The sequence below is a fragment of the Paenibacillus sophorae genome (assembly GCF_018966525.1).
GTDB classification, from domain to species: Bacteria; Bacillota; Bacilli; order Paenibacillales; family Paenibacillaceae; genus Paenibacillus_AQ; species Paenibacillus_AQ sophorae.
Genome location: NZ_CP076607.1, coordinates 704,478 through 716,124 on the forward strand (window position 1 = coordinate 704,478; position 11,647 = coordinate 716,124).

Here is an 11,647-nt window from a genome sequence, read left to right on the forward strand (position 1 = left end):
CATAAATCGTCTCGCTGAGTCTCCGTATGGAGAACGGGGGAACCGATATCGCCTTGCCGAATGCCTCTTAGGCCGTACATTGGACACAAGAAGTTGGCGTCGCAGGCTGTATTTGATTTCTTCACGTGGTCTTTGGGGTGAATTTGAAGGCAGCCGCCATGAGCGGTTGACCTGAGATAGGGCGTCTCTCTTTCGTCCAAACCCGACAGCTAACCCCGTAAGCGCAAGTAAGAGAGGAAACCTCGTGCGTTGGCCGTTTATTCGGACATTTCCGGAAGCCACGAAAGAGTCCTCTAATCAAGACTCTTTTTTAGGCTTCTTTTTGTTTGGAATAAACGAGCTCTGCCTGTGAACTGTTATATAACAGGCGGATGCATGCCATGTCGGGCAGGCGATTTATGAGCAGGATGCGAACATACTTGAATCGTATCGCGTTCTGTTACAATCTCTATTAGCTTCGCCTTGGTACAGTATTGCGATTTACAATTCAGGCGGACTATGTAAGGAGGATGTAGAAGATGGGCGTATTCCAACCAGAAGTATCCCATGATTCGCAATCATCCAGCAGGTCTAATGCATTTAGGTTATGGTGGGAGCAAGTGAATATACGCGAATGGTCTTTGCGCGTGTGGTCACTGGCGGGCGTGATCGGGATAGCAATCGCGCTGCTTATTATGCTGTATATACGCTCTCAAAGCAGCAAACAAATCATTTTAGAGATAGACGGGAAGGTTCACACTCTGGAGACGCGTGAAGCGCTTCTGGGTGAAGTCCTGGCCCAACAACCGATCCCGCTCAAACCGTATGACAAAATTTCGGCGGGCCTTAGCGACGAAATCGAAGACGGCGACCGGATTGTCATTGACCGGGCACAGGAGTTAATTCTGACCGAAGGCGGAAAGACAAAGACACTGTATACGACCGAAGATACAATCGGTCAGGCGATTAGCAGCCTGGGCATCACGCTGGGTGCTCACGACAAGGTATTTCCTTCGCTAGACACCGCAATTGCCGCCAGAACGGAAGTCAAGGTTATCCGCATCAACAAGCAGGTTGTGAAGCGGACGAAAAACTTGCCTTTCCGGGTGATCAAGACGGCGGACCCCTCCCTCACCACAGGGAAAGTACGAGTAGCGCAAGCCGGCAAGCCGGGTGTTATAATCCAGCATATTGAGAAAACTTATCAGGACGGTAAGCTGGTCTCAATGCGCATGGTTGGCAAAGAAGTACAGACGGTGACCAAGGATAAGGTAATCGCCGTAGGTACGAAAGCCGCTCCCAAACCCGCAGCCGCGAAAACTTCTTCCTCCAGCCAAGCCGACGTATACTTCGAATACAAAAAAATGATCAAGAACGTTTCGATGACCGCATATTCTTCAGAAGAACCGGGGATTGGCACGCGTACAGCTTCCGGAACACGCGTAACAGAAGGCCGGACCATAGCAGTGGATCCTCGTGTGATTCCAATCGGTTGGTGGGTATATATCGAGGGACTGGGATTCCGTCGTGCAGAGGATACCGGAGGCGCTATAAGAGGCAATAAGATTGACGTTTATTATGATTCATTGAGCCATGCGCGCAGTTTCGGCCGCAAATCGCGTGCCGTTTACGTCATCGGTCCGGTTAAACCGGAGCTGGATTAATAACCGTATTTATTTTGCAAATTCAGCGGCAATACGCTATATTGATGTAAGCTCATCACTTATATAGTTCTCAGCCAAAAAGAAGGGGAGCGAATCCTCTTCTTTTTGCTTTATTTTTGGGGTAAAGGCGGCCCTGCGGCCGCTGTGGGAGGAACGCTAAACAATGATTAAAGAATTGATTGTCGTGGAAGGCAAAAGCGATACCGCCGCTGTCAAAAGAGCGGTTGATGCCGACACGATTGAAACCGGCGGTTCGGCGGTGGATAGACGGGTAATCGCCAAGATCGCTCTTGCGGTTGAGCGGCGGGGCGTCATTATCCTGACCGATCCGGATCATGCGGGAGAGAGGATACGCAAGATTGTCTCGTCGAAGGTGCCGGGATGCAAGCACGCCTTCATTCCGGAGGAGGACGCAACATTAAAGGGAGATATCGGTGTCGAGAACGCCTCACCGGAAGCGATCCGCTATGCGCTGGAGAATGTGCATACATCCTTCGAGGGAGCGCCGATTCTGATTGGGATGGAAGACCTCATGGCTGCAGGTATGATTGTGCATCCCAAAGCCGCACAGCGGAGAATGGCGCTTGGCAATATACTTGGCATCGGTTACTGTAACGGCAAGCAGCTGTACAAGCGCTTGTCTATGTTCGGCATTACGCCTGAAGAGTTTGCAAATGCGGTTGCGCAAATTGAGCAGGGAGGTCTATCCTCATGAGCGGAAGGGAAGAAATTTCGTCCCCGAGACGTACCAAGGAGATTATTGCGGCTCACGGATTTTCGTTCAAGAAAAGCTTGGGCCAGAACTTTTTGATCGACCAAAATATCTTAAACAAAATTGTAGACGCCGCCGGTCTGGATAAGGATACTGGTGCTCTTGAGATCGGTCCCGGCATCGGCGCGCTTACTGAACGTCTGGCGCAGGCGGCTGGGGCTGTTACGGCCGTAGAGATCGACCAGCGGCTGATTCCGATTCTGCAGGAGGTGCTGTCTCCGTATCCGCATGTCAAGATACGGCATGCCGATGTGTTAAATGTGGACCTGCATGAACTGTTCGGCGAGGATTTCGCGGAAGTGGCCAAGGTCAGCGTAGTCGCTAATTTGCCTTATTATGTGACGACTCCGATTCTGATGAAACTGCTGGAGGAAAAGCTGCCGCTAGCGAACATTGTCGTGATGATTCAAAAAGAGGTCGCCGAGCGGATGGCGGCGTCGCCGGGAGGCAAGGAATACGGCAGCCTGAGCATTGCCGTGCAGTATTTCAGCGAGCCGGAGCTGATCTGCACGGTGCCGCACACCGTATTTATCCCCCAGCCGAATGTGGAGTCGGCCGTGATCCGGCTGAAGGTCAGAGAGCGCCCGCCCGTCGAGGTGAAGGATGAGCAGCATTTTTTTGAAGTGGTGCGTGCCTCCTTTACACAGCGGCGTAAAACCATATCCAATAATTTGAAAGCCCGCTTCTTTCCTGGTGAGGGAAGGGAACGGCTGGAGGCGCTGCTCAGTGAGGCAGGAATTCAGCCTTCGCGCCGCGGCGAGACGCTGAGTCTGGCAGAGTATGCCCGTCTAAGCGACGTGCTGCTTGCGGCAGGCATTTCATAGAACTTAAGCGGGCAAAAGATGAACCATCCGTGACCTTAGCCCATACGATGGGTTAGAGGTGATGTTCTGATGAATTTGGGAGACTTGGTCGTTCGAAAATCTTATGGTGGTGATGTGACTTTTCGGGTGGAGCATATAGTGCGAAATCAGGCCATCATCAAAGGAACCGAATTTCGGCTGCTCGCGGACTCTCCGCTGGACGATCTGGTTCAGGTGCCTGCCGAGGCTATGACGGAACGGGGACAACGCGCACGGATCAAAGCGGCTGAATCGCTTACGGAGCTGAGGAAAGACCGGCAGGAGCAGAATAGGCTTGGCGCCTTGAGTCCGGCAGGGATTTGGGAGCAGGCGCCGAAGGAAGCTTCTTACTTTGAGCTGCCCGGTAAAGTGCTGCATCTTGACGGTGACCCGGCTTATTTGAATAAAAGCCTCAGCCTGTATGAGCAGCTGCTCATTCCGGCCGAAGGTCATCATGTGCGGGAAGCGGAGATGGCCTCCGTGCTGTACCGGCTGCTGCCCAGTGTCCGTCCCAATATTGTGGTGCTTACTGGTCATGACGGTGTGCTTAAGTCGCTGCCATCTTACGATCTGCACAGCTTAAGCAGTTATAAGAATTCGCAAAACTTCGTTGCCGCTATTCGGGTAGCCAGGGATTACGAACGCCACTATGACGCGCTGACGATTATCGCCGGCGCATGCCAGTCGCATTTTGAAGCGCTGCTTGGGGCCGGCGCGAATTTTGCCAGTTCTCCAGGACGCATTCTGATTCATGCTCTGGACCCGGTGTATATCGCGGCAAAGGCCGCTCTTACTTCCATAAGGGAAACGATCAACTTAAGCGACGTGCTGAACCATACAATCAGCGGCAGCCAAGGACTGGGCGGGATTGAAACCCGAGGGAGCTTGCGGATCGGCATGCCGCGGCTGCAGGATTTATCTACGCTGAAAGTAACGCCTTCCGCCATATAAAAGGCCCGGAGCCTGAGACCTTTTGCTTGTCCATTCGCCCCTAAAAATATCGTTGACAAACATAACTGGCATCTACTATAATAATTTGTTTGATTTGACATATTGTATTAAAGAGGTTATAATGGACAAGGAAAGAGGTGGTCTTCAGGCAATGGCTAATAACGCGCTGTTGGAAATTAAACGCAGTCTCGAAGCTCATGTCGGTTCTAAGATTACGTTACGAGCAAACGGTGGTCGACGCAAGACAGTCGAGCGCACCGGTGTCCTGGAAGAAACGTACCCTTCTGTATTTATTGTCAAACTGGATCAGGAGCAGCAGTCATTCAAGCGCGTCTCCTACAGCTATGCCGATATTCTTACCGAGTCCGTGGAGATTACGGTATGTGAGGATGATGTGCGAATGCCGCTCATGCATGCCAAAGCGTAACTCTTTATTCATAAACAGCCTTTCCTCGTTTAGGGAAGGCTGTTTTTGTTTTATAAAACGGAGAGCGCCTTCTCAGGTGAAAGAGCAGAAAGCGTATGTTCAGGGGAGAGGCAATCCATACTAAGAGGGCATTAACTCATCATTATAACCCACAAGGAGGATGCCGCATGAGCCGCAGAAGACGTAGCATGATGTCCGAAGAGCTGAAGGCTGAGCTGGCAAAAGAGCTCGGCTTCTATGACACCGTGGAGCGCGAGGGCTGGGGAGGAATCCGGGCGAAGGATGCCGGGAACATGGTGAAAAGAGCGATTCAGCTTGCCGAGCAGGCTGCACGCAAATCTTAGGCAAGAAATAGCCGAAAAGTGGCAAGGAAGGCGGGGGCGTCCCGAGCAGGGCGTCCCTGTTTTGCCTTAAAATATAAGGACATCTATAAGTTTTACACTTATAGATGTCCTTATATTTCTACGAGAAACGGATGCCCTCCTCCTACGGGGACGGCGCAGCCGTTTCTTCTTGATTATAGCGCTTTCTTCAAAGAGATTAACTCGGAATGGACTTCGTAACAAGATTTTCATATAATATGTTAAGTTATTTTAGGGGAAAAATGAGAGTAGGGTGAACGCCTTGAAAATGTATGAGAAAGCGCCGGCCAAAATCAATCTGATGCTGGATGTGCTGCACAAGCGGCCGGATGGATTTCACGAGGTGGAAATGATTATGACTATGGTGGACCTTGCGGATCGGCTCGAGATGTCCGAGCTGCGGCGGGATACCATTATTATATCAAGCCAGGCGGGTTATATTCCGCTGGACGAGAAGAACCTGGCCTTTCAGGCGGCGAAGCTGTTGAAAGAGCGTTATGGGGTGAAGCAGGGCGTACATATTCATCTGGACAAAAAAATACCGGTGGCCGCCGGATTGGCTGGCGGGAGCAGCGACGCCGCGGCTGCGCTGCGCGGTCTGAACCGGCTCTGGCAGCTCGGCTTGTCAAGCGAAGAGCTCCAGGAGCTTGGCGCCGAGCTTGGCTCGGACGTGCCCTTCTGCGTCACCGGAGGAACTGCCCTGGCAACGGGCAGGGGTGAGAAGCTTACGCCTATCGCAAGCATGCCCCAGTGCTGGGTAGTGCTGGCGAAGCCGCCGATTAATGTATCGACGGCAGAGGTCTACGGCAAGCTCCGGGCGGACCGCATTGCCGTTCATCCTTCCGCACGGCTTATGCAGGAGGCGGTTGAGGCCGGGGATTTCCAGGCGGTGTGCGGCCGGCTCGGCAACGTGCTGGAAGAGGTAACCTTGAAGCTGCATCCTGAGGTGCAGCAGCTCAAAGAAGCGATGATCCGGCTCGGCGCCGACGGCGTGCTGATGTCCGGCAGCGGCCCGACCGTATTCGGGCTTGTGTCCAAGCAGTCCAAGGTGGCTAGAATTTATAACGGGCTGCGCGGATTTTGCAAGGAAGTCTATGCCGTCCGTTCGCTGACTTGACGGGGCTGGAACTAATTATAACCGCTTCCCTTGTGTAAACCCGTACAAAAGTGATATATTTCTCTATAATATTCGGTTTTGACGAGGAGCCTCCCGTGAAGAAACTTAAAAGAAGTCAGCGTTTAGTGGATATGACCCAATTTTTGCTTGAAAAGCCGCATGACCTTCTGCCTCTGTCCACCTTTGCCGAGCGGTACGGAGCAGCCAAGTCCTCAATCAGCGAGGACCTGGCGATTATTAAAGAGGTGTTCGAGGGCGAAGGCATGGGCGAGCTGCAGACTCATGCGGGAGCAGCTGGAGGAGTGAAGTTCATCCCCCGTATGCCTATGGAGATGGCACTGTCTTTTGTCCGCGGGCTTATAAGCGAGCTGGAGCATAGCGACCGGATTCTGCCTGGAGGATATTTATATATGTCGGACCTGCTCGGACAACCGTCCCTTATGGAGCAGGCGGGCAAGATTATTGCCACCGCATTCTACGGTGTCCCGATCGATACCGTGATGACGGTGGAAACGAAAGGGATTCCGCTCGCTTACGCGACGGCCGCGCAGCTGGGGCTGCCGGTTGTGCTGGTGCGCCGGGATCATAAAGTAACGGAAGGCTCGGCGGTCAGCATCAATTATGTGTCGGGCTCGCATAAGAGCATTCATACGATGTCACTGTCCAGACGCGCGCTTAAGGAGAAGTCGCGTGTGCTGATTGTCGATGATTTCATGAAGGCGGGCGGAACGGTTGGCGGGATGGTTGATCTGCTCGGCGAATTCAACGCGGAAGTGGCCGGCGTGGGGGTTCTTGTGGAATCCGATGCGGTAGGGACTGAGGAACGTCTGCTGCATGACTATGTCTCCTTGGTCAGACTTGGCGAGGTCGATTCGAAAGAGCGGCGCATATCGGCGTATCCCGGTAATTTATTTTCCGTTTAGGGACAGGGAAATATGTCGATTTCGTGAGAAAACCATGGGAATTCGGCAGAAAAGTGTAGAAAACACTGTTTTGTCAAATTTATCTACTCTGTAGGGGATTTTATGGAGCGGAAAAGAAGGAGTTTGCATAACTGTGTGGAATTATACACCCAAGTCTCTGATGGAAAAAGGTGGTGAACACACACATGCAAATTACGGATGTCAGACTCCGCCGCGTCAACTCTGAGGGGAGAATGAAAGCAATCGCATCCATTACCATCGACAACGAGTTTGTTGTTCATGACATTCGCGTCATTGATGGCAACAATGGAATGTTCGTTGCAATGCCCAGCAAACGCACGCCGGATGGGGAATTCCGTGATATCGCGCATCCGATTTCTTCCGGAACGCGTGAGAAGATCCAAACCGCGGTTCTTGCAGAATACGATCGCGCGGCAACGGAAGAAGAAGTGATTGAAGAAGGAGCATAAGAAACGTCTCCTTGGTTTACAGCTCTCATTATCGGGCAGAGGTTTCGGATATGCAATTCGAATTGGGGTTCGAAGAAAAGAGAACGATCCTTTGGATGGTTCTCTTTTCTTTTTGCCCGGAATGAGATATATTCAGTAATGAGTTTAGGAGTAGGAGGTTGGCATTCTTGAAGAGAATGGCTGTTGTTCTAGCCGCAGGCCAGGGCAAGCGCATGAAATCAAAGTTATACAAAGTGCTGCATCCCGTTTGCGGAAAGCCGATGGTTGGGCACGTGCTTGATACAGTAAAAGCAACCGGCTGCCAGCGGAGCATTGTCGTTGTCGGACATGGCGCTGAGGCGGTCCAAGCTTATTTGGGCGATTCTGCAGAATACGTGCTGCAGGAAACTCAGCTCGGAACGGGCCACGCCGTAAAGCAGGCCAAGGATTTGCTGGGCGGGGAAGAAGGTACGCTGATTGTCGCATACGGTGATACGCCGCTCATTACCCCGGAAACACTAACCAAGCTGATGACGCTGCACGAGGAACGCAAGGCGGCGGCCACTATTTTGACGGCCGTTATGGAAGACCCTGCGGGACTTGGACGGATTATACGCACCGAGGATGGGGAGCTGCTGAAGATTGTGGAGCAGAAGGACTGCACGCCCGCCGAGGATGCCATACGCGAAATCAATACCGGAATTTATTGCTTTGACAATGCCAAGATGTTCGCTGCCTTGGACAAGGTGACGAACCATAATGCCCAGCAGGAGTACTATTTGACCGATGTCATCGGTATTCTGCGTGAGCAAGGAGAGATTGTGCTTGCCTTCCAAACGGACGATGCCGTAGAGTCGATCGGTGTGAATGATCGTGTGGCACTGTCAGAAGCGGAGCACCATATGCGCCAGCGCATCGCCCGTCGTCATATGCTCGGCGGCGTAACGATTATAGATCCAGCATCTACTTATATAGGAGCCGAAGTTACCATCGGAGCGGACACGGTAATTTATCCGGGAACGCTTTTAAAGGGCAATACCGTAATTGGCGAAAATTGCGTCATCGGCCCCTCCAGTGAAATTGAAAACAGCCGGATTATGGACGGAGCCCAGGTCAAGCATTCCGTACTTAACGACGCTGAGGTCGGCGCACGGACTTCCGTTGGGCCTTTTGCCTATTTGCGTCCGGGAAGCGTGCTTGGCGAAGATGTCAAGATCGGCGATTTTGTGGAAATCAAAAAAGCTACCATCGGCGACGGCTCGAAAGTGTCGCATTTAAGCTATGTCGGAGACGCTTCCGTCGGCAAGAACGTGAATGTGGGCTGCGGGGCGATCACGGTCAACTACGACGGATTTAATAAATCGATAACCGAAATCGGAGACGACGCTTTTATCGGCAGCAATGTCAACCTGATTGCTCCCGTCACGGTGGGCAAAGGCGCATATGTTGTGGCCGGCTCCACCATTACCAGGTCCGTCTCTGAGGGGGATTTGGCTATTGCCAGACAGCGTCAGGAGAACAAGCCGGGCTATGCGGATAAAATCCGATCCCGGGCAAAAGCGAAAAAGGGCCAGTCTCATCCATCGTAAGTGCGCATGATGCGCCCTGACGCCGGATATTTTCCGCGTATGGCGCATTTGGACAGCTAAATTCAATTGAACCGATCACGGAGGGTTTAACTTTTATGGCTTATCTTGATTCTAAGTTGAAAATTTTCACCTGTAACTCTAATCCCAAGCTTGCTCACCAAATTGCCGACTACATCGGGATTCCAATGGGCGAGTCGCATACGACAAGCTTCAGCGATGGAGAAATTCAGGTCAAGCTGTCGGAGAGCGTACGCGGCTGTCACGTCTACATCGTTCAATCGACTTGCGGTCCTGTCAATGATAACCTGATGGAAATGCTTGTCATGGTTGACGCGCTGAAGCGCGCCTCGGCCAAGAGTATTAATGTGGTTATCCCGTATTACGGCTATGCCCGCCAGGACCGCAAGGCCCGCTCGCGTGATCCGATTACGGCGAAGCTCGTGGCGGACCTGATCGAACGTGCGGGTGCGCAGCGCGTGATTACTATGGACCTGCATGCGATGCAGATTCAGGGCTTCTTCAACATTCCGGTCGATCATATGCTCGGCGTACCGATTCTGGCCCAATATTTCCGTTCCAAGCAGATCCAGAACCCGGTCGTCGTATCTCCGGACCACGGCGGTGTGGTTCGGGCGAGAAAGCTTGCTGATTTCCTGAACGCTCCGCTCGCTATTATCGACAAGCGCCGTCCGGAACCGAATGTCAGTGAGGTTATGAATATTATCGGGAACATCGAAGGGAAGACGGCGATCGTTATCGACGATATCATCGATACAGCGGGTACAATCGTACTGGGGGCCAATGCTTTGAAGGAAGGCGGCGCCAAAGAGGTATATGCATGCTGTACGCATCCGGTACTCTCTGGTCCGGCGCATGAGCGTCTGGAGAATTCTCCGATTAAAGAAGTTGTGGTTACCGATTCGATTCCCATCCGCAGCGAGAACCCCACTTCCAAGCTGAAGGTGCTTTCCGTGGCTCCTCTGCTTGGCGAGGCGATTATCCGGGTGCATGAGGAGTTGTCCATCAGCAAGCTGTTCGAGATCGAATAGCGATATACAAGAAAAACGGCTCCGCTCCCTTTAATTAAGGCGATGCTAAGGCGTCCGTTACTCGTAGAAATATAAGGCCGATGGACAAGCGCGCGGCTTATGCCTTATATTTCGAAGGCAGGGTTACAGCTCCTTTTCCAGGAGATGTAACCCTTGTCGGCTTGCTGGCAGCACCGTAGCTTTAGTTAATCAATAGCCCGGTCGCGAGATAAAGGTGAACAGGCTGCGGTTGTAGAGCGTTCCCTGCAGCTCCGCAAAGCTTGCGTCTACGGCGGTAAGTACGCCGATGTCAACATGTACATCGCCGCGGTACACCTCGACAGGTATGGCATATTGTAGATGATACTGAAAGTGGCGGTGAAGCGTCAGAGGCTCGCCCTGCTGCAGCATATTAACATCACCTGTCTTTTGGAATGGGATAGACGTTTCTTTGGAATTAGGATAGACATTCCGGGAACGCTTATGCTTCTATTGTATCAAGAAAGGGAAGGTTTACAAATGAAATGGATGGTCGGTTTGGGCAACCCTGGGCCGCAGTACGCCAAGACAAGGCATAATGTCGGTTTTATGGCTTTGGACGAACTGGCGCGCAGACATGGAATCGTCTTTAATCAGAACAAGTGCAAATCCGTTATCGGCGAAGGCGTTATCGGCGGAATCAAGACCGTGCTTATCAAACCGATGACGTACATGAATTTGTCCGGGGAAGCGGTCCGCGCCTATATGGATTACTATAAAGTTTCCCTGGAAGATATGATTGTCGTATACGACGACCTGGACACCGAGGTCGGCAAGATCCGGCTGCGGTATCAGGGCAGCGCCGGAGGCCATAATGGGATTAAGTCGATTATACAGCATACGGGAACCCAAACTTTCAACAGGGTAAGGATGGGGATTTCGCGCCCTGAGCCCGGTTACGCGATCGTTGATTATGTACTCGGCAGTTTTCCGAAGAAGGAAGGCGACAGGCTGGGCTCAATGGTAGGCAGCACCTGCGACGCACTTGAGTATAGTCTGGACCATACCTTTGAACAGACCATGGCTAAATTCAACGGGTAAAAAGGTCCAGAGGAACATGATTCTGAAGACATCCGGGCAACGGCTATGATCCTACCGGGGCTAACCGATGCCTGAACGGGATATACTGAAGGTATACTTTACCTTCAGGAGGCATATAAATGGCAATACACTATGTATGTAGACACTGCCGAACTTTTCTCGGAAGCATCCGCAGAAGCGCTGCTACCGAGATGCAGCTCGGCCTTCATTCCTTGACCCCCGCGGAACGCAGAGATATAATAGCGTATGATTCAGACGGCGAAATTACGGTTAAGGTTACCTGCAATTACTGCAAGGAGGCCTTGGACAACAATCCGGAACTCAGTCTTCTGGCCAGTCCGCTTCAATAGGTGAAGCGGCGCTGCTTCTATCGTCACCCGCAAGCCTTGGCCTCAAAAGCTGAGGCTTATTTTAAAATATAAGAGTTTAAAACTTATGAGCTGCGATTACCGTTAGTCTTATAT

At 52.0% G+C, this 11,647-nt stretch carries 14 protein-coding genes and 1 riboswitch; of the genes, 13 read left to right on the top strand and 1 reads right to left on the bottom strand.

The genetic code is table 11. The annotated features are described in order from the left end of the window. The first annotated feature begins 2 nt into the window (after positions 1-2). Positions 3-239: riboswitch (cyclic di-AMP (ydaO/yuaA leader) on the top strand. 279 nt (positions 240-518) lie between these two features. The 11 genes from KP014_RS03395 to KP014_RS03445 all read left to right on the top strand — a co-directional run bounded on the left by KP014_RS03395 (position 519) and on the right by KP014_RS03445 (position 10,124). Then, positions 519-1,643, top strand: coding sequence for a resuscitation-promoting factor (locus KP014_RS03395; protein ID WP_036590759.1), 1,125 nt, complete (start codon positions 519-521; stop codon positions 1,641-1,643). Between the two features lie 163 nt (positions 1,644-1,806). After that, positions 1,807-2,358, top strand: a complete 552-nt coding sequence (rnmV, locus tag KP014_RS03400) for a ribonuclease M5 (RefSeq protein WP_036590760.1) — start codon at positions 1,807-1,809, stop codon at positions 2,356-2,358. Beyond that, on the top strand, positions 2,355-3,239 hold the full coding sequence (gene rsmA / locus KP014_RS03405; RefSeq protein WP_036590761.1) for a 16S rRNA (adenine(1518)-N(6)/adenine(1519)-N(6))-dimethyltransferase RsmA: 885 nt from the start codon (positions 2,355-2,357) through the stop codon (positions 3,237-3,239). The genes rnmV and rsmA overlap by 4 nt, the downstream gene beginning before the upstream one ends. 69 nt (positions 3,240-3,308) lie before the next feature. Continuing rightward, positions 3,309-4,208 (top strand): sporulation peptidase YabG, encoded by a 900-nt coding sequence (gene yabG / locus KP014_RS03410; protein ID WP_036590762.1) that lies wholly within the window; start codon positions 3,309-3,311, stop codon positions 4,206-4,208. Positions 4,209-4,359: 151 nt separating this feature from the next. Further along, positions 4,360-4,635 carry a biofilm formation stimulator Veg gene (veg, locus tag KP014_RS03415; protein WP_036590787.1) on the top strand — a complete coding sequence of 92 codons (276 nt, stop codon included), beginning with the start codon at positions 4,360-4,362 and terminating at the stop codon, positions 4,633-4,635. Between the two features lie 167 nt (positions 4,636-4,802). Beyond that, a complete protein-coding gene (locus KP014_RS03420; RefSeq protein WP_036590763.1) occupies positions 4,803-4,979 on the top strand; it encodes a small, acid-soluble spore protein, alpha/beta type in 177 nt (58 codons plus the stop codon). 280 nt (positions 4,980-5,259) lie between these two features. Further along, positions 5,260-6,114: a 4-(cytidine 5'-diphospho)-2-C-methyl-D-erythritol kinase gene (ispE, locus tag KP014_RS03425; RefSeq protein ID WP_036590790.1), complete on the top strand. Its 855-nt coding sequence runs from the start codon at positions 5,260-5,262 to the stop codon at positions 6,112-6,114. 95 nt (positions 6,115-6,209) lie between these two features. Beyond that, complete coding sequence (gene purR, locus KP014_RS03430) at positions 6,210-7,037, top strand: pur operon repressor (RefSeq protein ID WP_036590764.1); 828 nt, start codon at positions 6,210-6,212, stop codon at positions 7,035-7,037. A gap of 185 nt (positions 7,038-7,222) precedes the next feature. Further along, positions 7,223-7,507, top strand: coding sequence for a septation regulator SpoVG (gene spoVG, locus KP014_RS03435; protein ID WP_025332586.1), 285 nt, complete (start codon positions 7,223-7,225; stop codon positions 7,505-7,507). 167 nt (positions 7,508-7,674) lie between these two features. Further along, positions 7,675-9,075, top strand: a complete 1,401-nt coding sequence (gene glmU, locus KP014_RS03440; protein ID WP_036590765.1) for a bifunctional UDP-N-acetylglucosamine diphosphorylase/glucosamine-1-phosphate N-acetyltransferase GlmU — start codon at positions 7,675-7,677, stop codon at positions 9,073-9,075. 95 nt (positions 9,076-9,170) lie between these two features. Then, positions 9,171-10,124, top strand: coding sequence for a ribose-phosphate diphosphokinase (locus KP014_RS03445; RefSeq protein ID WP_036590766.1), 954 nt, complete (start codon positions 9,171-9,173; stop codon positions 10,122-10,124). 189 nt (positions 10,125-10,313) lie between these two features. Here KP014_RS03445 and KP014_RS03450 read toward each other — a convergent pair whose 3' ends face one another. Next, complete coding sequence (locus tag KP014_RS03450) at positions 10,314-10,514, bottom strand: hypothetical protein (protein ID WP_036590767.1); 201 nt, start codon at positions 10,512-10,514, stop codon at positions 10,314-10,316. A gap of 108 nt (positions 10,515-10,622) precedes the next feature. Here KP014_RS03450 and pth point away from each other — a divergent pair, with 108 nt between their 5' ends. Next, positions 10,623-11,183 (top strand): aminoacyl-tRNA hydrolase, encoded by a 561-nt coding sequence (gene pth / locus KP014_RS03455; protein ID WP_036590770.1) that lies wholly within the window; start codon positions 10,623-10,625, stop codon positions 11,181-11,183. Between the two features lie 119 nt (positions 11,184-11,302). Beyond that, positions 11,303-11,533 carry an anti-sigma-F factor Fin family protein gene (locus KP014_RS03460; protein WP_036590773.1) on the top strand — a complete coding sequence of 77 codons (231 nt, stop codon included), beginning with the start codon at positions 11,303-11,305 and terminating at the stop codon, positions 11,531-11,533. Positions 11,534-11,647 lie beyond the last annotated feature (114 nt).